Below are 24086 nucleotides of genomic sequence, written 5' to 3' on the forward strand. Positions count from 1 at the left end.
CTTCTCAAAGGTTTGGTTGAACTGGTAGGCCGGGATTCATCCCCGGCACTTCCGCTCACTTCAAGGAATCGGCCTTCAGGCCCTGAGGCGAGCTTGCCGTTAGTGCCCAGCCTTCTCCCTCCACTTCGCCGTCAGCTCCTTATCCGCCAGCGCCTTGATGAACACACCGCCAACAACACTGCGCGCCTGGAACCCGATCTGCTTCCCGTTCTTCGTGTCATACCAATCCGTCAACGGCACACGTGTCGTCGTCTCATTCGTCCACTTGTACACAGGATCGATGATCTGCTTGAACTGATCCGGCGAAGACGCCATCGTAGCCGTCCAGATCGTCCAGTCCAGCTTCGTGTAATCCTTGCGGCTATCCAGCGGCAATCCATATTGGTTCAGCTTCGTCAGGTAATAGGCAATCTCTGTATCGCGCACCTTATTCGGGAACAGGTGATAATCCAGCACCTCATCCCAAACCAGGTTGTATTTCTGGCTCCACGTTCCCGGACTGTTGAACGCCAGCTTGTAGTGATCGCCCTCCTGCGCCATGCCAACCCACTTCTGCGCCATGCTCTCCGCCGTCGCGCGATACTCCTTCGCAACATCTTCATGCTTCAGCATCTTGGCCAGATCCGCATACGCAGCCAGCGCATCAATCGCCTTTACCGACAGATTCGCGTTATGCGCCACATGCCCTGCAAAGTCATCTGTCGTCAACTGATTCTCCGGATCAAGCCCTTTCGCCTTAAGAAAGTCAGCCCACTTCGTTAGCTGCGGCCAGTACTTCTCAGCCAGGTGCGCATTGCCCTGCGCCCGCGCCAGCGCATCCACCAGGATGATCATGTTGCCGCTCTCTTCCACCGGCATCTGATCGTCTTCCGTCCTCTCGCCGCCGCCATACACCTGTCCATTGGCGAGCGGATATTGCCCCAGATCATGCGGCGCAAACGGAAACTTCCATCGCGCCAGAGATGAATATTCGAGCACCGGTAACAGCAGCGCTTCTACCAGCTTCGGCTGGAAGAACAAAAAGATCGGCGCTGATGGATAGATCACATCCACTGTAGAGATACATCCATTCGAGAAGTTCTCCTTCGGAAACAACATCGGCTCGCCCGACACATCCGCCGCCAGCTTATGCGCTGCAATCGCCTGCCGGTACGCCAGCGTCGCAATCCACGCATAGTGCTCGCCACCGGCCTTCGTCATGTCCGCTTCAAACTCGCTGTCGAACTTCGCGCCCTTCTGCTCCAGTTCTCCATACTGCGCAGCAGCCTCGTCCAGCATCGCCGCGACAGTCTTGTGATTGCGCTGCCAGTAAGGCCGCAGATTCCGCTCCAGATACTGAATCGAGAACCCATCCGCATACGAAACCAATACATGGCGCTCTACCGGAGTCGCATTCACCGAACCCAGATCCGTCGCAACAGCCAGATGCGCCACATCATCCCGCGCTGCCTCCGGCAATCCAATCGAATCGTTCGCCGGCAGCGTACGATCCTTCACAAAGTCATCGACGGTATGCGCCGCAACAGCCGTCATGGCCTGCTCATCCTTCGGCACAGCCAGATGAAAATAGCCCCAGTCAATGCGCAGATTATCGCCAGACCGGTTCAGAATCTCCTGATCTCTCGATCCAACCGACAACACATTCAGCGATGAAGTCTGGTTACGCGTTGTAACCACCTTCTCTCCGCGATCATTCACCGCAATCACCGGATCGACATCGATCAGCACTGACACCTGGTGCCCCGCCCCGTCGATCGACTTAGCGCTCCACGTCACATATGTCACCGGCCGCGACAGTACATCCAAATCATCCATCATCGCGGGCGTAAAGAACGTCAGATCCAGCTCCACTCCACTCTGCTTGAATACATAGCGCGTGTGCGTAGCCGTAATCTTGCTTTCCACCTGCTGCATCGCCGGAACATTATCCGGATCGCGCCCCATGAACCGATACGCCTTGCCATCGATCTGCGCAATTCCGGCAATCGGCTGCTCGTGCCCTGTCCAATGCACCGTGTTCGATCCAGTCAGATCATTCGAGAACGACCACACGCTGAAATACGGATCATGCGCAATCAGCGGCGTTGCCGGTGCACGCTCCTGCCCCATTGCTGTGCTCACGCACAGCCCAGCCGCCATACAACCGGTTAGAAAAGCTACGGCTACTTTCACTTGCAACCTCCAGAAATCCCTGAATGGAAACGTTACCTTTTCGAGCGCGGTTTGTCCCCGACTCTAAGCACTATCCACTTTACACACTCAATTTGAGCCCCGCTGCGAGAACCTGCCACTTCTTATTGCTTCACAAAAATATTCTTCGGACACATCGCATGCACTCCCACGTTCCCATCCACGAGCTGCGTAATATCCACGTCCACAGCCACGCTCGTGAGCATGTAAGCCTCATCCCGGCTCAAATGCTTCTCTTCCACCAGAAAATTAATCATGTCCCGTACCGCCAGCGTTGTCGCCTCTTTCAGGTCCGGCGAAAATCCCATGCTGATGTAATACTTCGGAGTCTCCGCGCGCGGCCACAGCAGATGCTGGTCCTTGTGCACCACAAAGCGAAACGTTCCCGTCAGAAACGTCTCCATCGCCGTGATATCGACCTCGCCATTCCCTTGCCCCGCATGCCCATCCCCTACCTCAAACAAAGCACCCGGCGCATGCACCGGGATATAAAGCGTCGTCCCCGCCACAAGCTCCTTGTTGTCCATATTCCCCGCATGCATCCACGGCGGCGCACTGTCGATCCGTCCCGCACCTTCCGGCGGAGCAACCCCCATACTGCCAAAGAACGGATGCAGCGGTATCTCAATCCCCGGCGCAAACTTCGCCATCATCCGTTCGCGATCCAGCGGAATAATCTTCGTCTTTCCATACGGATAATCATTCGGCAGAAATCCTCGTCCCGGCCCAAACCCATTACACGCAAACGGCGCATCGATATCGATCTTCAATATCTGCACCTCCAGCACGTCGCCCGGCTCCGCCTCCGCAATCGCAACCGGTCCCGTCAAAATATGCCCGCCCGGCCCTTTATCCTTCACCTCTTGAAAAATGGGCTCGTTATACGTCGGAATATCCGCAGCCGCCACGCCTTCTTTCTCCAGCCGATCATTCGACCCGCACGTCGAAAGCGTCTGTATGCGCACCGTATCTCCTGAATGCACCGTAAGCGCAGGCTTGGCCTTTGATCAGTAATAGCCCCAAGCCACCGTCGAAGGAGTCGCATTCAGCGTAGCCGTAGGCGTTTGCGCACCGACCATTAGCGGCAACGTAAGCAATACAGCAGACAAAGATCTCATACACGCCTCCACAACAGGAGTAAAGATCAACTACAGAATCAATCCATCACAAATGCAGAAGCGCGCTGCAACGTCTGAACACCGAAGGCCAGACGCAGGCTCTCCATCAGAAATAGGTCTCCACAACATCCACAACGCAATACTGCTCATTCACCACCGGCAGCGCGCGCCACTTATCAAACGTAAGGCATGGATGCGAGATATCGAAGCCAATCATATCGCCTGCGCGCACATCATCCTCGGCGCTCACCCACAGAAACGCATGCTGATCCATCATCCGTGTCAGCACCCATCCCTCAGGCACAGCAGTCGGAGCCTCCATTCCCGGCCTGTACCGCAGCACCGGAGTCGGCAGTCCCGAATCAAACGAAGCATCCCTCTTTCCCATTCCGATGATCGCCGTCTCCGGTTCCGGCCTCGACAGCACATGGGCCCACAATTGCAGCGCCGGCACCAACCCCCCATGCATCTCCTGCGCTACTGGGTTATTCGCCAGTATCCTCGTTTGCGCCTCGCGATACGCCCCGACGTCATACGTTACATAACATCCCGGCCGCAATACGATCTCGACCGCATTCCCCAGTTCTGCCGCGGTAAAGATCTCCGCCACCACGTCGTACCAGGCCGAACCAGCAGCGGTCAGCAGCACCGGTGATCCCGTAAACCTCCGCTCCTCCAGCAGCCGTCGCAAAATAGCAACAGCTCGCTCGAGCAGCGCCCAGACATCAATTTCAACCTTCAGTACTCCCTCGAACAGCTCCACCCCGCAGAGCATCACCGTGCCCTGCGATCGCTGCAAAGCTTCCAACACGCTTGCAATCTGCGCGTCGTCACGCACACCGCAGCGTCCACCGTCGACACCAATCTCGAGCAGAACGTTGATCCGCAGCCCACGCTCGCCAAAGAACGCCCCAAGCAACTCCACCTGCTCCGCCGAATCCACAAGGCAGTAATACGTAAAATCGCCGCGCTCGAGCAGACGCGCCACGATCTCCATATTCACCCGGCCCACAAGCTGATTGGCCATCAGCACGCGCCGCACGCCAAGCTCGTAAGCCGCCAGAGTCTGCTGCGCCGTCGCCAGCGTAATACCCCATGCTCCATGCTCTAGTTGCATTTGGAAAAGCTTCGGAGCCATCGTAGTCTTCCCATGCGGAGCCAGCTTCACACCATACGCGTCGATGAATCGCTGCATCCACCGCAAGTTATGCTCCATCTTCTCCGCATAGAGCACCGCCGTCGGCAGGCTCAATTCCTCATCCAGCAAACTCCACGCAGGCCACTTCCCATCTGCCCCGCGCTCGCCAATACCCAGGCCCTTTTCAAATCCATCCATAGTGCCTCTAGCCTATATCCTGCCCCCGGCCTTTATCCTGTGGGAGTATCTATGCTGACTTGCGACACACTCATTCGCAACGCACACATCCTCGACGGCAGCGGCTCACCCGTAGAGCTGGCTGACGTGGCAATCAAAGACGGCCTGATCCTCGCCATCCATCCACGCCTCGATTACCAATCCAGCTCCACCGTCGATGCCGACGGCCTAACCCTCGCCCCCGGCTTCATCGACACCCATACCCACGACGACATCGCCATCCTGCGAGACCCCGCCATGCTGCCCAAGCTTTCCCAGGGCGTCACCACTGTCATCGTCGGCAACTGCGGCATAAGCGCTTCGCCCGTCCATCTCCACGGCTCCTTGCCCGATCCAATGAATCTTCTCGGCGAATCCGGCGACTTCCGCTACGCTACCTTCTCTGCATACATCGATACCGTGAACACCTCGCATCCATCCATCAACGTCGCCGCGCTCGTCGGCCACACCGCCCTGCGCAACAACCACATGGACCGCCTCGACCGCCCCGCCACATCCGGCGAAGTCGCCGCAATGCGCACTCAATTGCAGGACGCTCTCAATCACGGAGCACTCGGCCTAAGCACCGGCCTCGCCTATCTCTCTGCCAACTCCGCAACCACCGAAGAAGTCCTCGCTCTCGCCGAACCGCTCGCCGCAGCCAACGCCGTCTATACCACTCATCTGCGCTCGGAAACAGAGCCCATCCTGGAAGCGATGAGTGAAGCCTTCACGATCGGCCACGCCAACCATGCACCCGTCATCGTCTCGCATCTCAAGTGCGCCGGCATCGCCAACTGGGGCCGCAGCTCCGAAGTTCTTTCCGCGCTTGAAGCCGCGCAGTCATCACAACCGGCAGGCTGCGACTGCTACCCCTACGCCGCCGGCTCCAGCACGCTCGACCTCCGCCAGGTCGACGAGCGCGTCCGCATCACCATCACCTGGAGCGATCCTCACCCGGAAATGTCTGGTAAAACTCTCGCTGAAATCGCCACTATCTGGAATCTCAGCCAAATCGAAGCCGCGCGTCAGCTTCGCCCCGCCGGAGCCATCTATCACAGCATCTCCGAAGAAGACATGCGTCGCATCCTAAGCCATCCCGCCACCATGATCGGCTCCGATGGCCTGCCAAACGACCCGCGTCCGCATCCGCGCCTCTGGGGTACCTTCCCCAGGGTTCTAGGCCGTTACAGCCGCGAAGAAAAGCTCTTCACCCTGCCCGAAGCCATCCGCAAGATGACCAGTCTTCCCGCGCAGCGCTTCGGCATCACCAATCGCGGCCTCATTCGCGAAGGCTCACACGCCGACCTCGTCCTCTTCGACCCAAACACCATCCTCGACAAAGCAACCTTCGAAGACCCCATTCAACCCTCATCCGGCATCTCCGCCGTCTGGGTCAATGGCTCGCTCGCATATACTGCGCAAGGCATCACCAGCAATCGCGGCGGACGCTTCGTCCCCCGCGGCAAGATCACCTGGGTCCAATAAATTTCATCCCTCATATCAAGGAGCAATCATGAGCATCAAGCGTTACGGCGTCGAAGGCGGCAAAGGCACCGGCGGCCAGCATCTTCCCTTCGCCCGCGCCGTCGAAGCCGACGGCTGGCTCTACGTCTCCGGCCAGGTTCCCATGCTCAACGGAGAAGTTATCCCCGGCAACATCACCACCCAGTCGCACCAGGCCATTCGCAACTTGCTCGCGATTCTCAAAGAAGCAGGCTACGGCACAGAGCACGTCATCCGCTGCGGCGTCTGGCTTGACGACCCGCGCGACTTCTCTGCCTTCAACGCCGTCTTCCGCGAATATTTCGGCGAACATCCACCAGCCCGCGCCTGCGTCGTCTCCAGCATGGTCGTCGACTGCAAAGTAGAGATCGAGTGCGTAGCCTATAAATCTCCCAAGGACTAGTCCAACTTCATGCTGGATCCACACAGCCTCTTTCTGCTCATCGCCGCCCTGGTCTCAGTCATAGGCCTGATCCTGCTCGTCGCCGTCTTCAAGCTCAACCCTGTTTTGTCGCTGTTCATCGCCGCCCTCGCACTCGCAGCCGCTGCCGGTATGCCGGCGGACAAGATCATCCACTCCTTTGAAGCCGGAGTAGGTGGCACCCTTGGCCACATCGCTATCGTCGTCGCCCTCGGCACCATGCTCGGCAAAATGATGGCCGAGTCCGGAGGCGCCGATCAGATCGCCTTTACCCTCATCCGCATCTTCGGCGAAAAGAATATCCCCTGGGCCATGATGCTCATCGGACTCATCGTCGGCCTACCCGCTTTTTTTGAAGTCGGTTTCGTCCTCCTCATACCCATCGCCTTCACCGTAGCTCGCCGCACTAACACCAACTTCATCCTCGTCGGCCTGCCCATGGTCGCCGGACTCTCCGTAGTCCACGGCCTCGTCCCGCCGCACCCCGCCGCACTGCTGGCCGTCACCACCTACAAAGCCGACGTAGGCCGCACCATCCTCTACGCCCTGCTCGTCGGCATCCCCACCGCAATCGTCGCCGGCCCGCTGTGGGCGAAACTCATCGCCCCTCACATCAAGCTCGCCGACGAAAACCCCATGGCCGAGCAGTTCGCCAGCCACCAGAAAGAGCGCGTCCTCCCGAGTTTTGGCCTCACCGTCACCACCATCCTGCTCCCCGTCTTGCTCATGCTCGTCGGCAGTTGGGCAGATTCCATCTCTGCCCCCGGCTCCGGCCTCAACTCCGCCATCCGCCTGCTCGGCAACGACGACATGGCCCTGCTCATCGGAGCCCTATTCAGCTTCGTCACCCTCGGCTCCATGCGCGGCTTTAATCGCGATACCATCCTCAAATTCAGCAACGAAAGCCTCGCTCCGACAGCTACCATCACCCTCCTCGTCGGCGCAGGTGGCGGCTTCGGCCGCATCCTTCAGGACAGCGGTGTCTCCGGTGTCATCATCGCTCTCGCCCTGCACAGCCACATCTCGCTTCTGTTACTGGCCTGGCTCCTAGCCGCCCTCATGCGTCTCGCCACCGGATCGGCAACAGTCGCCATGACCACCGCCGCCGCCATCGTCGCGCCCATCGCATTTCATACCGCAGGCGTCCACCCGGAACTGCTCGCCATCGCCACCGGCGCAGGCTCGCTCGTCTTCTCGCACGTCAATGACGGCGGCTTCTGGCTCGTCAAAGAGTACTTCCACATGAGCGTCACCGACACCATCAAAACCTGGTCCATCTGCGAAACCATCATCTCCGTCGTCGCCCTCCTGCTGACCATGGCCCTGTCTTTCGCCATCTGATTACAAAGCCTTTTTATCTTCTTCTGCTACATTGGAAACCACCCTCGCGGCAAGACAAGACAGAGAGGAATGCGTTCCATGCCCGATCCCCACAGGATCAAGCGCGAGCTTGAAGAGATACTCTCCCGCCCTCACTATTCCAATCTCTTCTATCGCCGCAATCAGTTTCGTAAGCCCGGATCATCGCCTGAGTCGCCTGCCACTGTCGCAACCGGCATTTCCGCCTATCTGGCGGCAAGTCACGCCCTTCTTGATCCCGTTTTTGTCGAGGAATGGCGCGGTCCCGTCCAGCTCTACCGAGTCCATGACGGCAGATCGGGAAAATACCAGGACCCTATCAATCCCAGCAAAAGCCGCTACACCGCTGGAACTCTCGGTGCCTGCTGGGTAGAACGATCAGTTGTCGATTCCATGTGGACCGCCGCGGCCAGCACCGCCGACCCGCGCAAAATGTTTCTCGAATTCATGCGTTCCGGGAACTTCGTACTTCCGGAGTGGAACCATATGACAGCGATCTGCCGCTTGGCCATACCTGCCGGCGGGTTTGTCGTGGTGGTCCGCGGCAAAGGTAACTGGCAAGCCATGCTAACCCCTGCAGGCGGCAACAGGCCCGACGGTAAAACCGCGATAAGCAACTCTGGAGATGTAATGACCCATCTGCGCATGATGCCGATCCCCGGAACACCACAGTGCGTCGTTCCACTGGTTGACGACATGCTCGTCGAGAACATTCCCACAAATTCAGGCAGCTATCCGTTTGCGCCTTAGTTGAGAATTCAGATTTTCAATTAGAAAATTACGGCAGAAATGCCGAAGGAAGAGATGGTGGACCCGGTGGGAATCGAACCCACAACCTGTCGATTAAGAGTCGAATGCTCTGCCAGTTGAGCTACAGGTCCCCGTAGAAGAGTATAGCAGTGTGTTGGTTTTGGAACAACGCTTTAGCCCTCGGGATCGAAATTCCCTCTGTGCATTTCTTGAATACCGAATCCGCCATTCGAAGACCGCAAAAACACGGCGCACCCAAGTAAGGAACCTTCGATGTGCACCGCACGTACTTTCCTCTGCCTCATTAGAATCCAAGCCGGAGCCCCTCATGCCGCCTCCTGCCCAAGTCGCCGCTGCCCCAAATAACTCGGACGTCCTCGGCAGCCGCATCACTCTGGCCATCGCAGTCGCCATCGCGCTCCTGCACATCATTACCAACACTCGCTATGGTCTGCATCGCGACGAATTCCAGTTCCTCGCCGACGCTCGTCACCTCGACTGGGGCTTCGTTGCCTATCCACCCTTCACCTCTGCCATCGAACGCCTCTCCATGGCCATCTTCGGCCTCTGGCTGCCCGGCCTACGCCTCTTTTCCGTCCTGGCGCAAGCCACAGCCATCGTCATCGCTGGAGCCATGGCCCGCGATCTTGGCGGACGAACCACCGCGCAAGCCCTCACCGCTTTTGCAGTCGCGCTTTCACCGCTCCCGCTCTTCGAAGGCACCGAATTCCAATACTCATCCTTCGACTATCTCTGGTGGGTACTCGCATCCTGGGCTCTTATCCGCCTTCTCCGCGACGAAAACCCGCGCTGGTGGCTGCTGATCGGCGCATCGCTCGGCTTCGGCCTCGAAACCAAATATTCCATCCTCTTCTATATCGCCGGTCTCATCGGAGCCATGCTGCTCACCTCAGCCCGCCGCTGGTTCTTCAATCGCTGGTTCTGGGCCGGCGTCGCCCTTACCCTCCTCATCGTGCTTCCCAACGCCATCTGGCAACTCCAGCACAACTTCATCTCCTATCGCTTCCTCCAGCACATCCATGCCCGCGACGTCCGCATCGGCCGCACGGGTGGCTTCTTTCACGATCAACTCATCATCTGCTTCAACCTCGCCGCGGTTCCCATAGCGCTCGTCGGCCTCTTCAGTACCTTCCGCAGCCGTACATACCGGCCCATCGCGTGGCTCTTCGTCCTGACGCTTGCCCTCTTCGCCATCGCCAAAGGCCGCGGATACTACACCGCCCCGCTCTACCCCATGCTTCTCGCTGCCGGAGCAGCCGCCTGGGAGCGCTGGCTTGCACCCCGCCACGCGATCCTTCGACGCTCTCTAGCCACACTGGCGTTCGCCAGCATCGCCGCCATCGGAGCCTACGCCTGCGCCATCCTCGTTCCGCTTGCCGATTCCGGTCCGCTGCGCAGCTTCGCCCTGGCTCGCAACGGTGACCTCCGCGAAGAAACCGGCTGGGACATCATGCTCCACTCCATCGCGCAGGTCCGCGACTCTCTGTCCCCTGACCAGCAGGCCCACTTGGGGCTCGTCCTCGGTAACTACGGCGAAGCAGGAGCCGTAGAAATTCTCGGCCCTCAATACCACCTTCCGCCACCGATCGCCGGCACCAACTCCTTCTGGCTCCGCTCTTACCCCTCCAGTCAACCCACCACCAACATCGTTCTCGGCGTAGGCGACGACGACCGGGAAGCGCAATTCACCGGCTGCCGTCTCGCGGCGCATGTCCCTTATCCACCCGGTCAGAACAACGAAGAGTCCAACGACCACGCAGAAATCTACCTCTGCGGACCACCCCGCCTGCCCTGGCCTGAATTGTGGAAGATTGCTCTCGGCTTCGGATGAGCCGGGGAAAGAATCAGAAGTTAAAAGCCAGGCCGCCGCTGATGCTGCGCTGCGCCTGTGCAAAATAGAGATGCGACCCGTCGCTCGTCAGAAAAGGCTGATAGCCCTCCGCCAGCAGATTTCGCAGGTCGATCAGCGCCTCAACACCGCCAGGCCCTTCGTGGCGAATCCGGATCGGCTGCCGGATATAGACATTCAAATAAGGCTCCGCGGCATCCACCGCATAAGGCGCTACCTCAGTCACCGTCGACTCGGGCTGCCACCGATAGCTGGCTCGCCAGTGCGTTCCTGTGCCTTCTGTCGTACCAGAAAGCACCAGGGAATACATCTGCGCACGCCGGGAATGCACTCCCTGCAGAATCGTCGCAACATCCGCCGGGTGCCCGCTCGCCTGCATCACAAGAGCATCGCCACTGGCGTAGCTCAATTTGATGCGATTGTGTCCCGGCAGCTGCCCTTCCACCGAAGCCAGCATTCCCGCCGACGAATAGTTGGGTCCTGCAGTCCGAATCAAGCCACTGGCTCCATCCACCAGCAGCCAGGGTCCCGCAACCGCCTCCGCGCTTAACCTTCCCGAGCCCTCAATCATTGGATTGTCGATATGGTCTCCGTAGATCACCACCTGCATCTCCGCCGGTCCCGTTGTCGTCGACCATCCCAACTCCTGGTGCATGCCGTGTTCCAGCACCAGTTGCCCGTTCCGCTCAGAAAGGATCGGCAACCACGCCTGCGGCATCTCCTCGCCGGCTGTCGGATCGGCACTTCTCGCCGTCGCCACACGATAAGCCAGAGCGCCCTGCCCATGCTGCATCGTGATCGTGGCGAATGGCAGCGCAGCCAATATCTCCGATCCGTCTCCAGCGCGCGCAATTACTTGGCTCGATCCAGCTTCCGCCTGCAACCCGCCAAGATCCAGCGACTCCCAGGTTCGCAGCGAAGCCGCCTGCAGCCCATCCTGGCCGCCGGCAATCACCTCCGGATCGGCCATCACAGCCACCAGGCTCTGCATCGAGCGCGATCCGATACCGGAACTCGACATCTCCTGCCGGAATCCCATCATGGCGTCAATCACACCGGAAGCATCCGGAGCCATCTCTGCGCTCATCGCTGTCCGCCGCTGAGCCGAGCCATCCCGCAGTGCAGCAACCGATACCGCCTCGCCGCCCATGCCAAATTGCCGGTTACCAGCCGCCCCACTTATTTTCAGCTTTTGCTTCCGGTTCGCCCCCGGACGGGTCTCAACGGAACCGTCCCATACCAGAATTGGCGATCCGTCCTCCTGCCAGCGAAGCAGCGGCCGATTCTGCGCCGACCGCAGCGTCCACGCCCAGTCGTCCTGTCCATTCGCGCGGGCTCGCTGCAATCGCGGAGCCACCTGCATCAGATCGTAGATATTGCTGAGCGTGAGGTCCACAACCGTCTTCGCCCGCAAACGCAGATTTTCCTTCAGCGTCGGAATGAAATCTCCGCCTGCCGCCTTCAGTGCATAGTGTCCGGGGAAAATAGAGGAAATGCTGTACGCGCCGCGCGCATTGGTGAAGACTCTCGCTACCACCGTCGCATCTGCCCTTAGCAGATCGACCTCAATACCCACCTGCGGAACACCGCTCACATCCCGCACGACTCCTGAGACCGTCGCATTGCTTGGTGCGCCGGCCGCAAATGCCGCCTCATTCAGGCTGAATACCCCCGCCGTGGCCAACACGGCCAAAGCTGCAACGAGTTGCGAGACTGCGGTTTGTTTTGAGCTACGCTTCACAGTTGTCGGCTGAATTGCGCCTCGGCATCTTCCGATACGGAAATTCTCCTGAAACGAAAAACCAATCCAGCCAGCCGGATCCTTTGCCCGGCTGTGCCGTTACATGGGGGATATCTCTATTCCACGACAAACGGGGCCGACTGCGCAATCTCTTGTTTCGAAATCGAGTCGTTTACCCGAATAACCACCTTATATTTCCCTGGCTGCAGCCCCGCGAGCGGTACAGTTCGATCCATTGTCAACTGATCGCTGTGCGCGCTTACGTCCTTGGAGTCCTCATGCGTCTCCAGCAGCACCTTATCTGACGCTGCATCTTGGATTTCGTAAGTCACCGTCGCCGCATTGCTCTTCGTTTTGTCGTCGATGCCCAGGTTATACACCTGCATCCAGAAATTCAGCTTTTGATCGCGATGAAACGTCACAGGAGTTGCCGCATTCGGGCTTACCCGTGGACGCACATACATATTGCCCAAAATAAAGTTCCCCGCGCCGATTGTCTGGCTCGGCACTTTATACATGGAATCCGCCAGAATCAGTGACGAAGTCGACAATTTCTCGTCGTCAAACTTGGGAACACTGATGCTCTGCGAATAAATACCCACATGGTCCGGGTTATTCACATCCTTGATGCCGATATCAAGCCGGTACACCCCCGGACGCAATGGCAGTGCCTTCCAATACACCTTCTGCTGATTCATAGCCTGCTGCAGCAATTCCGCTGGCTCGTCTACTTCCACCGTATCTTCAAATGTCTGGACAACCTTGTGCGTAATCGTCGAAACCTTGCCCAGAATGTTCACCACTCCGTGTGCAACACCATCCTTGGTGTTAAACGTTATGTCCTTGTTCTTGATCTGTAATGTAATCGGCACCAGAACCGCATCTTCTGTCACGCGAACAAAATCTGTGCGCACATCAAACGGAAAGATCGGCCCGGTAATCAGCTTGTGGTCGGAGATAAAGCTCTCCAGATCCTTGAACTTAACCGGAGGAGGCGCAAACAGCTTGGCCGCCAGTTCGATGCGGTCAAACTCCTTGCCTTCGGTTCCCGCGCTCATCGGCCCATTGCCCAGGTTCTCGATGCCTCCTTTGAACCGGTCCGCCTTCTTTGCCTGTCCCATCTGTTCGTAGAGCGTCTCACCGGCTCCCGGCACGTGCAGCAGCGCGTCCTTCTCCGAACGGTCGATCGTAAAGTGGTAGTCCCCGCACATGCAGGTGTCTACAAACTCGATATCGATGTTGTCGCCAATGCCTTCCAGGTACCGGTAGTGCCATGTTTCGAACGGAAAAGTCGAAGTCTCGCCGCCCCCCTCGTCCATCGGCCGGTCATAGCTGCCGCCTGCCGGATGAGACTCGATCGAATCTGGCTTGCCAAACGCAATATAAATATGCCCGCGATCGGTCTTCCATCCTGGTTTGCCAGCCGCAAAATGCTCGTTGGCATACTCAATACGCCGGTAGTGTTCGTCGCGGTACTCGTTTTCCGGTGAATCCGGGTTCGGATTCCGGCGCTGCCAGAAGTTCTCGATGAAAGCATCGCGCTCTTCATCATTGCTCAGGTTCTTGAACGCTTTCCTCTCCTCATCGGAGATGATGTACGCCACATCCTGGTTCAACCAGGTTTTGTAGGTATCCGAAAGCTCCTGATGTAGCTCCTTTTGACGGGTTATCTTCTGCTTATCCGACAAGGGCCGTTTGAGCGGATCAACCCCCTCCGGCTTTGGCAGTTCCTGCCGTGTACCGTCCGACGAGCCCGCTTGTCCACTTGTCACAGTGGCAGTCCCGCCTGTTGTCTGCTGGGCCGCTTGCTCCTGCCCTGCCCAAGCCAAGGCGCTCATTGGGGCGACACCGAGCAATCCGAGTCCCAACGCCAACATCACCGGCCCGCGCCATGCGCTTCCGGAAACCGTGCGTACAGTCTGCTGCATAACCGTTTGTCCTGCTCCTGCAATTCCCCTATTCTAAGGTCGGATAAGGGACGCGGCAAGGATGGGGGTGTCTGTTCGACTTTGATTCCCCTAAAAAGTCATCCTTTTTCTCCTTCACAAATCCTCCACCAGCCTCGTGCCAATCTCTAAACCTCGCGTCTGACGCCAATTCCGGCTCTTTCTGGGAACTCCCGGCGCGATCGTTGCGTACACTGTCTGCGGAGACTTCCGCAAGCAAACCAGCTATGAAAAAAGTTCTCATCGGCATTCTTGTGCTCGTCGTCGTCGCCTCCCTCGTCGGATTTATGGTCTGGAAGGCGCAATCCGGGTACACAAAGGTCCTCACCGGCAAGGTCGTCAAGGGAGACCTGTCTACTGTCGTTAGCGGCACTGGCCAGATCAAGCCCAAAAACTACGTCAACCTCGGCGCCATGATGCTGGGGCGCGTTACCCACTTCTACGTAAAAGAAGGCGACCATGTGAAGAAGGGTGAAGTTGTCGCCACCATCGAGAATGTCCAGCAGCAGGCAACCGTCGACGCCCAGAAGGCTACCATCGACGCAGCCAAAACTGACATCAACTCCTACCTCGCCGCCGAAAAGACCGCTCAAGCCAACGTCGAGCACGCCCAGGCTGACCTCGAGCAGAAGAAGCTTGATTGGGACCGGGCCCAGGGCCTCTACAAGGACGGCGTAATGTCGAAACAGGACTATGACGCCAAGAAAGCAGCCTACGACACCGATGTCGCCACAGTGAACCAATCGGTCGCGGGCCTCAACCAGGCCAAGGCGCAAACCGAATCAGCCCGCGGACACATGCAAACCCAGGTCGCCACGCAGCGGGTCAATGAGGACATGCTCAACCGGACTTATGCCGTTGCTCCCTTTGACGGCATCGTAACCAACATGCCCGTCCGGCAAGGCGAGACGGTCGTCGAAGGCATCCAGAACGCGGAAGGCTCTACGCTGATGACTCTGGCCGACATGAGCGTCATCACGGCCGAAGTTAAAGTCGACGAAACTGACATTGTCAACGTCCAGCTCGGCCAGCCAGCCGACATCACAGTCGATGCCCTTCCGGGTCGCGTTTTCAAAGGCCATGTCACTCTCGTCGGAGACCAGGCCATCCTCCGCTCCACCGGCGTCGCCACATCCCAGAGCACCACTGGCACCGAAGAAGCTAAGGATTTTAAGGTCGTCGTCACGCTCGATCAGCCCGATTCGGAGCTCCGTCCCGGTCTCTCCACCACCGCCAAGATCACCACCGCGCATAAAGCCAACGTGCTGGCGCTACCCATCCAATCCCTGACCAACGCCGTGCCTGAAAAGCTTGACTCCAACGGCAAGCCGATCCTCTCCACAGCCGCTTCAGCCGAAACTCCCAAACAGGCTCCCGTTCAGGGTGTCTATGTAGTTCGCAATATGGGTGGTAAGCTGCGCGCCGTCTTCGTCCCCGTGAAAACCGGCATCACCGGCGCCACCGATATCGAAGTCGTCTCCGGTCTTGAGCAGGGCGACGAAGTCGTCACCGGCCCCTACAAAACCCTGCGCGCGCTCAAAGGCGGTGCTCTCTTGAAACGCGACACAGACAAGCCAGCCGCCGCCAACCCGGCATCTTAATGGCTGAGTACGCTAGACAGGCCGCAAAACCAGCGCAGTGCTGGATTGGAGCACTCGATACACTGAAGAAAGCACGACGGATCCAAAAGGAAGTTCAAGGATGGCAACTAACACCATGACCAGCACCGAGATCGCCCCGGCACAAGCCCAGGAAACCCCACAGCGCGACATGATCGTCGTCGAAGACCTGTGGAAGACCTATGACATGGGCTCGGAGCAACAGGTCAGCGCTCTGCGTGGCATCTCGCTTCGCATCAAGGAAAACGAGTACGTCGCCATCATGGGTCCCTCCGGCTCGGGTAAGTCCACCTTTATGAACCTGATCGGCTGCCTCGATTCCCCCAGCAAGGGCAAGTATTGGCTCAACAACCAGCTCGTCAGCGAACTCGACGACGACGAACTGGCCCGTATCCGCAACAAGGAAATCGGCTTCGTCTTCCAGACCTTCAACCTGCTGGCTCGCGCCACTGCCCTCCACAACGTCGAATTGCCGCTCATCTATAACGGCACCCCGGCCGCAGAACGCATCGAACGCGCCAAGGAAGCTCTACGCAACGTCAACCTCGAAACCCGCATGCACCATAAGCCTAACGAGCTTTCCGGCGGTCAGCGCCAGCGTGTCGCCATCGCCCGCGCACTGGTCAACAGTCCCTCCATCATCCTCGCCGACGAGCCAACCGGCAATCTCGACTCCAAAACCGGCGTCGAAATCATGGCCCTCTTCGACGAGCTTCAGGCCAAGGGCAACACCATCGTCCTCGTCACCCACGAGCCCGACATCGCCGAGTACGCCCACCGCGTCGTCCACATCCGCGACGGTGAAATCGCCTCCGACGAGCCCTCTAAGCGCTTCCGCTAACACAAACTTGGGTATGGCGTAACGGAGACAACCAATCCGAACGCCGTCTTTTTTTCTGGAAGGATGTCTTGTCTCGTCAGCCATCCTCAGATGAGACACCAGCCGTCTGCAGAGCTAGGTCAAGGGCCAAAGGCCCGACAACATCCCAGCCCAGCCCGAAGGGCTGGGTAGCAGATACCGCCGCGCAACAAAGGGCTGAAAGCCCGCCCTATACTCATCGTGCAAAACGTTTCCTGATCGACCAGAACAATTTCAAAAAGACGGAGTCGGAAGATTAATCTTCCATCCCGCTCCAGCAAAGCATTCCTGCTTCGTATCGCCCATCACTCCACGCCTCAAGTCTTTACAGACATTGGCCGATAAAGCCCAAGTATCGCAATTTCACCAGATCTTCGCCGGAGCGGAATGTAATCCGGCAATGCGGTTCTTATGCTCAACGGCTCTCCCAACTCTCAGCACGCCATCGTTCCCGCAATTCGGCCCACATCGGAACCGTACAGTTCCAATCCGGAGTCCTTTATCTGCGCAAGCCCAGCGCTTCGGCGTCTGCTCCTTCAGGCTGAGATGGTAGCTCCGCGCCTCCATCTGGCATCCCTCGAAGGTGAGCCAGGAACCGGAAAACATCTCTTCGCCCAAACACTCCGTCAGAAAAGCCCGTTTGCCACCGCTCCTTTTTTGCGCCGCGATGCCCGGGAATGGCTCGCAACCGAGGCCGTCATCTCCGACATCGGCGGAACTCTGTATCTCGACCGCATCGACCTGCTCTCCACCACCGGACAGCATCTTCTGCTCGGCTTCCTCAAGAGCCTTCAGAGTGAAGCGAAGCCCAATCCGCGCTTACTCGTTCTCACCTCATCCCACGCCCGGCTGCTCTACCTGGCAAGCCACGGTCATTTCCTTCCCGATCTTGCCTTCCGCCTCGCTGCAGTCCGTTTCGTGTTGCCGCCCCTGCGCGAACATCGCGAAGCCATCGGCCCGCTCGCCCAGGCCATCCTCGAGCGCATCTGTCACCGTTACCAGCAGCCCATCGCAACCCTCGGCCCTGGCGCGCTGCAACATCTCATCCAACACTCTTGGCCCGGCAACATCCGCGAATTGGCCTCTGTTCTCGAATCCTGCATCCTCGATTGCCCTTCTGCAGTCATCCCTCCGGAGGCACTCAGCCTTGTCCCTGCCTCACCGCCGCCTTCCGTGATTGCAGAACCCCTTGTTCCTATCACCCTGGACGCAGCCATTCATCGGCACATCCAGTTCGTCCTCGACCTCAACCACGGCAATAAATTACGCGCGGCCAGGCAGCTTGGCATAAGCCGTTCCACTCTCTACCGCATCCTTGCCGGTGATGCACTGCAACCTTAATGCGCAGACCAGCCTTGCACTCAAGTCATCTCTTCCTGTCATACGCAATCTAATCCCCTTTGTTGCCTGCCTTTCTGTAACTCATCTTGGCGGCCTGCTGTCTAATACGTAGAGACAGTTCGGGCACGGGTTGTTGTCTTTCTGATCCCTGTTCACTGCTTTTTGAGGTTGCTTCTATGCTGATTCGTAAACCCAGCCCGCTCACCGGCTCCGACATCCCAAGCTCCGAGATCACTCCTAAAGAGAAGTGGCTCAACCGCCGCAGCTTCCTCGCCGGAGCAGTCGCCACCAGCGCCACCGCACTAGTCGCCGGAGAAATCGGCAACCTCATCGCGCCGCCCACAAAGGTTCACGCTGCAGGTAAACTCCAGACCGTCAAAAGCCCTCTCACCACTACCGGCGAAGAGCTCACCAGCTTTCAGGACATCACCCACTACAACAACTTTTACGAGTTCGGCGTAAACAAATCCGACCCGGCCCAAAACGCCGGAGCCCTCCCAACGCGCCCCTGGGCCATCAAAATCTCCGGCCTCGTCAAAACCCCCAAGACCTTCGACATCGACGACCTGCTCAAGCTCCGCCCTCTCGAAGACCGCACCTATCGCTTCCGCTGCGTCGAGGCCTGGAGCATGGTCATTCCCTGGGTCGGCTACTCGTTCTCAGAGCTCATCAAACAGGTCGAGCCGCTCTCATCTGCCAAGTACGTTGAGTTCACCAGCTACTTCAACGCCAAAATCGAAAAATGGTGGCCCGAGAGCACCATCCAGTGGCCCTACAAAGAGGGTCTGCGCATGGATGAAGCCATGAACCCGCTTACCCTGCTTACCCTCGGCCTTTATGACGATGTGCTCCCCAACCAGGACGGCGCACCCGTCCGCATCATCGTTCCTTGGAAATACGGCTTCAAGTCCGCCAAGTCCATCGTCGGCATCAAGTTCGTGGACAAGCAGCCCGCCACCACATGGAACGACATGGCCGCCAACGAATACGGCTTCTACTCCAACGTCAACCCCAACGTCGACCACCCACGCTGGAGCCAGAAAACCGAACGCGTCATCGGCAAACCCTTCTACGCCCAGCGCAGGAACACACTCCTGTTCAATGGCTACGGCGACTTCGTAGCCTCCATGTACAACGGCATGGACCTGCGCAAATACTATTGAGACAGCGTTGCAATTTCACGTCCTTTTTGCAGTCGCCTTTGTCTTTCTTTCTGTCATTCCCGAAGGGAATTTGTTTCTTACTGACCCATGTCCAAGATCGCTCTTATCCTCCTCAAAACTCTCACCTGGATCTGCTGCCTCATCCCCCTCGCCATCCTCGTCCAGGGCTCCATCACCAACAACCTCGGCCCCGACCCCACAGCACAAATTGAATTCGCCACCGGCCACACCGCTCTCAACCTGCTCGTCATCTCGCTCGCCATCACCCCGCTGCGTCAACTCTGGTCGCGTTTGAGTTGGCTCATCAAATTCCGGCGTCTCTTTGGCCTTTTCGCCATCTTCTACGCATCTATCCACTTGCTCGCCTACGTCGGCCTCTATGCCTACTTCGATCCTCATACCATCCTCGATGACATCGCCAAGCGCCGCTTCATCACTGTCGGTGTAGCAGCCTGGCTCCTGCTCGTTCCCCTTGCCATCACTTCGACAACAGGATGGATCCGCCGCCTCGGCGGAAAGCGGTGGAATCAGCTTCACAAACTTGTCTACATCGCAGTATGCCTGGGCCTCTTACACTACTGGTGGCAAGTGAAATCCGGCGTGCTCACCCCTCTTTGGATCACCCTCATCATGGCCGCACTCTTCCTCGCCCGCCCCATCCTCACCTGGTGGAAAAAGCAAAAAGGCCGCACCGCACAAGCCGCCTGAAGCGCAAAGCTTGAACCCGCCTTTGCATCTGCTTTTTTGTCTGTTGCACTTGCTTCTCTCGTCTGTCATTCCCGAAGGGAATCCGCTTCACCTTCGCGCGAAAGCGCGAACCGGAGAGAGCAGGGGCATTCATGCCCCTGAAATCTCGGCACAAAGAAAAACGGCTTCAGCCGTGGGCCCTTCGCAGTGCCTATACTCACTCACACACAAAAATTATTTCTAAACTTCCCGCAAATTCCCCACAGATCCCCGCTGTTCTGAGTGACGGACATAAGGCCTGCAGCCTTGAAACGACATCGTCAAAAGCTGCTGCCACCGCACAAATCTCAGCAACAAACCGAAACCAATTTCGGAACAAGGAGGGGGACTCAAATGACATTTCTTCGCAAACTAATGCTTCTGGCAATCGCCGTATTCACCTTCAGCGCGATCGCTGCCCAGGCTCAATCCGGTGAAAACCGCGTAGTACGCGTGATCAATGAGGCCTCCAGCCCCATCTATCACCTCTACGTCTCCAACGTCGATCAGGGAAACTGGGGACCCGACCAGCTCGGTCTCTTCGAAAGCATCGACACCAACCAGTACATGAACTTCAACATGGATGATGGTTCCGGCCACTGCCTCTTCGACATCAAGGCAGTTTTGCGCGATGGACGCACAGCAGTAACCCGCCGCCTCAACGTCTGCACCATGGACACCTGGACCGTCTATAACAACTAAATTTCAATCTATTATCTTCATTCGCAGATCACCCGATAGCCGCAAGGCATCGGGTGTTTTGCTTATCGACTCCAACATTACTGCTGCGCCATCCCAGCAGCCGCCACGTCCGGCAAAGCCACATCAATCCCGCTCATATCCCCCTGTACCACCACCGGCAACTCAGCAGAACCATACCGTCCCACCACCTTCTCATCGGTGTAGTTGCTGTTGAACTGATGCATCTGCACCTGCTCCACATCCTGCCCCGCCGTCACCTGCAAAATGTACCGGTCCTCCGGCACATATCCAAACTCAAAACTGCCATCCTGCCCCACCTGTACCGCACGCATCTGCGTCCGATCATCGGCATACAGCAGCGCCACATGCGCCTTGTTCAACGCATGCCCATCCCGCTTCGCTGTCACCACCCCACGCAACACATGCAGTCCGCCCAGCGGAATACCAATATCCGTGCCCGTTGCAACATCGCCGTTCCCAAGCTTCACAAACTTCGCATCGCGCCTGCGAAACACATTTCCCGAATACACCGCCATCGCATTCCCATCATGGCTCACAATCGACAGCGTCGTCCCCGTTCCATCTAGTTTCGCGTCTGCCGAAATCCCCGTAGTCGGCAGCATAGCCACCACCGCATACTCACCCGCAGGCAATCCAATCAGCGCATAGTGCCCATGATCGTCCGTAGTCGTATGCGCGCCTTCAAACGGATTGACATTGTTCACCAGGTCCCCTTCGATCTGCTCCAGCGTCCCATCCGCCCGTTTGCGAATCAGACCCACATCCAGCCCCACAGCCGGACTCCCATCGTCATACAGCACCGTCCCCGCGACCATCGCAGCATGTTCCAGCCGCACATCAATCGACACCGGCTGATCCGCCTGCACCGTCACCACCGGAATCGCAGCCAACAGTTCCTTGCGCGTATCCTCCGACATCTTTTGCAATTGATCCGTACCAAACGCCGCCAGCGGATTCAGATACCCGGCCAACCGCCCCACTACAAAATACTTTCCCGCCGGCACCCGCGCCATCGCAAAGCGCCCATCCAGATCCGTCGTTGCAATCGCACTCGAAGTCTGTTGCGGTTGTTTCGCCGCACCCTCCCCCGGAACAGGCAGCAGTGTCACCACCGCAAACCGCGCCGGAGCATTCGTGTCCGAGCAGCTCACACTGCCACTTACCGATCCCAAACCAGCGCCAGCGGTCTTAGCAGGCTGCGCCAGCGAACCGAAACCCGCAAGCACCAGCACCACTACCAGCAAGATCACCCGGCGCAAAGGAGCCGCCATCCCTCACTCCTTAAACAACCCCATCTCGATATCAATCGTCTCGACTTCCAGCTCAAACAGCTCCGCTACCGGCGCAAAGCTCCGCCGATGCATCTCCGTCGCCCCCAGCCTCATCAGCGCCTCTTTATGCTCCGGCGTCGAATACCCTTTATTCCGCGCCAGCCCATACCCCGGATACTGCACATCCAACTCACACAGCAGCCTGTCCCGATGTACCTTTGCAATCACGCTCGCCGCAGCAATCGACAAACTCCGCGCATCCCCCGAAACAATCGTCGTCTGCCGGCACACCGCATCTATCTTCTGGTTCCCATCAATCAGCAAATGATCCGGACCCCATCCCTGCCGTCCCAACGAATCCACCGCCAGACACATCGCCAGCTTCGAAGCCTGCAATATATTGATCCGGTCAATCGTCGCCACATCCACCTCAGCCACAGACCACGCCAGTGCCACCTTCCGCACCCGCTCGCTGAAGTGCTCCCGCTCCTCTTCCGTCAGCTTCTTCGAGTCATTCAGCCCGTCAAGCTGGTCATCCAGCTCCGCATCATGAGGCAAAATCACCGCCGCCGCCACCACCGGCCCAAACAACGGCCCACGCCCCACCTCATCCACACCTGCTACCCGCAGCGAACCCTCAGCCCGAGCCGTCCTCTCAAACTCCCATCCGCACACCCATTCGCAAACAGTCTCTTCCACCAGAATGGGCTTCAGTTTCAGCCTGCCTGCAGCCTTACCGTTGCCGACAGCAGCGCTTTTCTTTCCAACCTTCGGCTTAACTTTGTCCCGTGGACTCATGCACTCCAGTATAGAAACCCACTCAGAGGAAAACTCACCCGCTACATTCCTCCAAACGCAGAAAAGCCCCGGCAAAACCGGGGCTCTCTGAACTTTCCTCTTCACATATCTCTCAAGATTGTCATCCTGAGCAAAGCGAAGGATCTGCTTTTAGGGATGCCTAAGCCAACACCCTCTTACGCGTCGCGGCCCACTTCGCGCATACGCGCCGCCTTGCCACGCAGTCCGCGAATGTAGAACAGCTTCGCCCGGCGAACCCGGTAGCTGCGAATCTTTTCCACCTTGTCCACAACCTTCGAGTTAAAGGGGAAGATACGCTCGACACCCTGGCCAAAGCTCATCTTGCGCACCGTAAAGCTGCCCTGCGGCCCATTCTTCACGGCAATTACCAGGCCCTCAAAGGCCTGCAGGCGCTCTTTATCGCCTTCCTTGATCTTCACTTGCACGCGAACCTGGTCGCCAGCCTTGAACTCCGGCAAATCCGTACGCTTCAGTTTGTCCGCCAGGCGCTGCATTACGGGATGAATCGACATAGTACGTTCCTGCTTTTCCTACTGATTCGGTCAGTCACTAGACCCAGAATTCTCAGTTTAACAGAGAATTCGTCCTCGCGCCCGTTTTCTAGTCGCTGTCCTACAACTGCCCTGCTAAACAGAAAGAGGGATGAACTACAAACCACCCCTCAATTAATAAATTTGCATTTAGCTAGCTTGACAAAGCCTTAAGGTATTCCTATGATTTTAAGGGTATACCTTAAGGCTTTACCATGGCGATCCGATTCAAATTTAATGGCGAAGAGTGGGAAGCAGATACTCCAGAAGAGGCTATTGCGCTCCGCGCCAAGCTTGAATACTCGGTTCGATTCCCCCCAGATCCTCATCAGGAGATGGACAAAGAATTTCGGTTCTGGACTCCTGATCGAGTAATGGACGTAATGAACGGGATCGGAAAGCTTCAACATCGGCTTCTCATGTTTATTTGGGACAACAAGCGAATTTCAAGCACAGAATTACTCGAGAAAATGTGCCTGAAGTCGGAGGTTGCGTTGGCCGGAGTAATTAGCGGTCTTTCAAAACAACTAAAAGCTTTGAATATCGAGCCCAATCAAGTCTTCCTGATTGATGTGAAGTGGGAAGGAAAGAAGAAAAACAGAACCTTTATGCTGAACGACTTTTTTGCAGGTGCTGCAAGTGAGCACAACTGGCCCGAAGCTTGGGCAGCGGAGGTTTTGTGCAGTAACGAGAGTGAAGATAAGTCGGATTGAGTCAAATACACGGACGGCCTAGACGCTGCAACGCCCAGGCCGTAAGGGAAAGAGGGATCACTTGATG

20 protein-coding genes and 1 tRNA gene are annotated in these 24086 nt (G+C 57.7%); 12 read left to right on the top strand and 9 right to left on the bottom strand.

Features of this window, described 5'->3' with window-relative positions; translation table 11 throughout:
• Positions 1 to 99: 99 nt before the first annotated feature.
• The 3 genes from OHL22_RS12690 to OHL22_RS12700 all read right to left on the bottom strand — a co-directional run bounded on the left by OHL22_RS12690 (position 100) and on the right by OHL22_RS12700 (position 4644).
• Entirely contained in the window at positions 100 to 2139 is a 2040-nt protein-coding gene (locus OHL22_RS12690; RefSeq protein WP_377819477.1) for a glutaminase family protein, read from the bottom strand.
• Positions 2140 to 2294: 155 nt separating this feature from the next.
• On the bottom strand, positions 2295 to 3155 hold the full coding sequence (locus tag OHL22_RS12695; RefSeq protein WP_263337766.1) for an acetamidase/formamidase family protein: 861 nt from the start codon (positions 3153 to 3155) through the stop codon (positions 2295 to 2297).
• Positions 3156 to 3414: 259 nt separating this feature from the next.
• Positions 3415 to 4644, bottom strand: coding sequence for an amino acid deaminase (locus tag OHL22_RS12700; RefSeq protein ID WP_263337768.1), 1230 nt, complete (start codon positions 4642 to 4644; stop codon positions 3415 to 3417).
• Between the two features lie 51 nt (positions 4645 to 4695).
• On the opposite strand from OHL22_RS12700, the gene OHL22_RS12705 reads away from it, so the two are divergent.
• The 4 genes from OHL22_RS12705 to OHL22_RS12720 all read left to right on the top strand — a co-directional run bounded on the left by OHL22_RS12705 (position 4696) and on the right by OHL22_RS12720 (position 8698).
• Positions 4696 to 6150, top strand: coding sequence for an N-acyl-D-amino-acid deacylase family protein (locus OHL22_RS12705; protein ID WP_263337770.1), 1455 nt, complete (start codon positions 4696 to 4698; stop codon positions 6148 to 6150).
• A 28-nt stretch (positions 6151 to 6178) separates the two neighbouring features.
• Positions 6179 to 6571, top strand: a complete 393-nt coding sequence (locus OHL22_RS12710; RefSeq protein ID WP_263337773.1) for a RidA family protein — start codon at positions 6179 to 6181, stop codon at positions 6569 to 6571.
• A gap of 9 nt (positions 6572 to 6580) precedes the next feature.
• Positions 6581 to 7930: a GntP family permease gene (locus tag OHL22_RS12715; RefSeq protein ID WP_263337778.1), complete on the top strand. Its 1350-nt coding sequence runs from the start codon at positions 6581 to 6583 to the stop codon at positions 7928 to 7930.
• Between the two features lie 78 nt (positions 7931 to 8008).
• On the top strand, positions 8009 to 8698 hold the full coding sequence (locus OHL22_RS12720) for a hypothetical protein (RefSeq protein ID WP_263337781.1): 690 nt from the start codon (positions 8009 to 8011) through the stop codon (positions 8696 to 8698).
• 55 nt (positions 8699 to 8753) lie between these two features.
• On the opposite strand, the gene OHL22_RS12725 is transcribed toward OHL22_RS12720, so the two are convergent.
• A tRNA-Lys gene (locus OHL22_RS12725) sits at positions 8754 to 8829 on the bottom strand.
• A 197-nt stretch (positions 8830 to 9026) separates the two neighbouring features.
• Here OHL22_RS12725 and OHL22_RS12730 point away from each other — a divergent pair.
• Entirely contained in the window at positions 9027 to 10550 is a 1524-nt protein-coding gene (locus OHL22_RS12730; protein ID WP_263337784.1) for an ArnT family glycosyltransferase, read from the top strand.
• A gap of 13 nt (positions 10551 to 10563) precedes the next feature.
• On the opposite strand, the gene OHL22_RS12735 is transcribed toward OHL22_RS12730, so the two are convergent.
• Together OHL22_RS12735 and OHL22_RS12740 are read right to left on the bottom strand one after the other, a co-directional pair.
• Entirely contained in the window at positions 10564 to 12309 is a 1746-nt protein-coding gene (locus OHL22_RS12735) for a carboxypeptidase-like regulatory domain-containing protein (protein WP_263337786.1), read from the bottom strand.
• A gap of 116 nt (positions 12310 to 12425) precedes the next feature.
• Positions 12426 to 14237, bottom strand: coding sequence for a GWxTD domain-containing protein (locus tag OHL22_RS12740; protein ID WP_263337790.1), 1812 nt, complete (start codon positions 14235 to 14237; stop codon positions 12426 to 12428).
• A 245-nt stretch (positions 14238 to 14482) separates the two neighbouring features.
• Here OHL22_RS12740 and OHL22_RS12745 point away from each other — a divergent pair, with 245 nt between their 5' ends.
• The 6 genes from OHL22_RS12745 (at position 14483) to OHL22_RS12770 (ending at position 20665) form a co-directional block, all read left to right on the top strand.
• Positions 14483 to 15856, top strand: a complete 1374-nt coding sequence (locus OHL22_RS12745; RefSeq protein ID WP_263337793.1) for an efflux RND transporter periplasmic adaptor subunit — start codon at positions 14483 to 14485, stop codon at positions 15854 to 15856.
• Between the two features lie 100 nt (positions 15857 to 15956).
• Entirely contained in the window at positions 15957 to 16715 is a 759-nt protein-coding gene (locus OHL22_RS12750) for an ABC transporter ATP-binding protein (RefSeq protein ID WP_377819241.1), read from the top strand.
• A 429-nt stretch (positions 16716 to 17144) separates the two neighbouring features.
• A complete protein-coding gene (locus tag OHL22_RS12755; RefSeq protein ID WP_263337794.1) occupies positions 17145 to 18074 on the top strand; it encodes a sigma-54-dependent transcriptional regulator in 930 nt (309 codons plus the stop codon).
• A gap of 176 nt (positions 18075 to 18250) precedes the next feature.
• Complete coding sequence (msrP, locus tag OHL22_RS12760; protein ID WP_263337796.1) at positions 18251 to 19237, top strand: protein-methionine-sulfoxide reductase catalytic subunit MsrP; 987 nt, start codon at positions 18251 to 18253, stop codon at positions 19235 to 19237.
• 87 nt (positions 19238 to 19324) lie between these two features.
• Positions 19325 to 19945: a protein-methionine-sulfoxide reductase heme-binding subunit MsrQ gene (locus OHL22_RS12765; protein WP_263337800.1), complete on the top strand. Its 621-nt coding sequence runs from the start codon at positions 19325 to 19327 to the stop codon at positions 19943 to 19945.
• A gap of 372 nt (positions 19946 to 20317) precedes the next feature.
• The gene (locus OHL22_RS12770) at positions 20318 to 20665 is read left to right on the top strand and encodes a hypothetical protein (protein WP_263337803.1); all 348 of its coding nucleotides are present in this window, start codon (positions 20318 to 20320) and stop codon (positions 20663 to 20665) included.
• A gap of 77 nt (positions 20666 to 20742) precedes the next feature.
• Here the strand turns inward: OHL22_RS12770 and OHL22_RS12775 are convergent, their stop codons facing one another.
• The 3 genes from OHL22_RS12775 to rplS form a co-directional block, all read right to left on the bottom strand.
• On the bottom strand, positions 20743 to 21957 hold the full coding sequence (locus OHL22_RS12775) for a carboxypeptidase-like regulatory domain-containing protein (protein WP_263337805.1): 1215 nt from the start codon (positions 21955 to 21957) through the stop codon (positions 20743 to 20745).
• Between the two features lie 3 nt (positions 21958 to 21960).
• A complete protein-coding gene (locus tag OHL22_RS12780; RefSeq protein WP_263337808.1) occupies positions 21961 to 22755 on the bottom strand; it encodes a ribonuclease HII in 795 nt (264 codons plus the stop codon).
• 176 nt (positions 22756 to 22931) lie between these two features.
• The gene (gene rplS, locus OHL22_RS12785) at positions 22932 to 23288 is read right to left on the bottom strand and encodes a 50S ribosomal protein L19 (protein ID WP_377819244.1); all 357 of its coding nucleotides are present in this window, start codon (positions 23286 to 23288) and stop codon (positions 22932 to 22934) included.
• A gap of 233 nt (positions 23289 to 23521) precedes the next feature.
• Here rplS and OHL22_RS12790 point away from each other — a divergent pair, with 233 nt between their 5' ends.
• Complete coding sequence (locus OHL22_RS12790; protein ID WP_263337810.1) at positions 23522 to 24019, top strand: hypothetical protein; 498 nt, start codon at positions 23522 to 23524, stop codon at positions 24017 to 24019.
• The last annotated feature ends 67 nt before the right edge of the window (positions 24020 to 24086 follow it).

The sequence above is a fragment of the Acidicapsa dinghuensis genome (assembly GCF_025685685.1).
Classification (GTDB): domain Bacteria; phylum Acidobacteriota; class Terriglobia; order Terriglobales; family Acidobacteriaceae; genus Acidicapsa; species Acidicapsa dinghuensis.

Coding starts and splice junctions, on each gene's coding strand:
- msrP (WP_263337796.1), top strand. CDS start 18,251: ATGCTGATTCGTAAACCCAGCCCGCTCACCGGCTCCGACATCCCAAGC.
- OHL22_RS12720 (WP_263337781.1), top strand. CDS start 8,009: ATGCCCGATCCCCACAGGATCAAGCGCGAGCTTGAAGAGATACTCTCC.
- OHL22_RS12765 (WP_263337800.1), top strand. CDS start 19,325: ATGTCCAAGATCGCTCTTATCCTCCTCAAAACTCTCACCTGGATCTGC.
- OHL22_RS12745 (WP_263337793.1), top strand. CDS start 14,483: ATGAAAAAAGTTCTCATCGGCATTCTTGTGCTCGTCGTCGTCGCCTCC.
- OHL22_RS12775 (WP_263337805.1), bottom strand. CDS start 21,957: ATGGCGGCTCCTTTGCGCCGGGTGATCTTGCTGGTAGTGGTGCTGGTG.
- OHL22_RS12755 (WP_263337794.1), top strand. CDS start 17,145: ATGCTCAACGGCTCTCCCAACTCTCAGCACGCCATCGTTCCCGCAATT.
- OHL22_RS12710 (WP_263337773.1), top strand. CDS start 6,179: ATGAGCATCAAGCGTTACGGCGTCGAAGGCGGCAAAGGCACCGGCGGC.
- OHL22_RS12705 (WP_263337770.1), top strand. CDS start 4,696: ATGCTGACTTGCGACACACTCATTCGCAACGCACACATCCTCGACGGC.
- OHL22_RS12730 (WP_263337784.1), top strand. CDS start 9,027: ATGCCGCCTCCTGCCCAAGTCGCCGCTGCCCCAAATAACTCGGACGTC.
- OHL22_RS12700 (WP_263337768.1), bottom strand. CDS start 4,644: ATGGATGGATTTGAAAAGGGCCTGGGTATTGGCGAGCGCGGGGCAGAT.
- OHL22_RS12770 (WP_263337803.1), top strand. CDS start 20,318: ATGACATTTCTTCGCAAACTAATGCTTCTGGCAATCGCCGTATTCACC.
- OHL22_RS12780 (WP_263337808.1), bottom strand. CDS start 22,755: ATGAGTCCACGGGACAAAGTTAAGCCGAAGGTTGGAAAGAAAAGCGCT.
- rplS (WP_377819244.1), bottom strand. CDS start 23,288: ATGTCGATTCATCCCGTAATGCAGCGCCTGGCGGACAAACTGAAGCGT.
- OHL22_RS12790 (WP_263337810.1), top strand. CDS start 23,522: ATGGCGATCCGATTCAAATTTAATGGCGAAGAGTGGGAAGCAGATACT.
- OHL22_RS12750 (WP_377819241.1), top strand. CDS start 15,957: ATGGCAACTAACACCATGACCAGCACCGAGATCGCCCCGGCACAAGCC.
- OHL22_RS12715 (WP_263337778.1), top strand. CDS start 6,581: ATGCTGGATCCACACAGCCTCTTTCTGCTCATCGCCGCCCTGGTCTCA.
- OHL22_RS12740 (WP_263337790.1), bottom strand. CDS start 14,237: ATGCAGCAGACTGTACGCACGGTTTCCGGAAGCGCATGGCGCGGGCCG.
- OHL22_RS12690 (WP_377819477.1), bottom strand. CDS start 2,139: ATGGCGGCTGGGCTGTGCGTGAGCACAGCAATGGGGCAGGAGCGTGCA.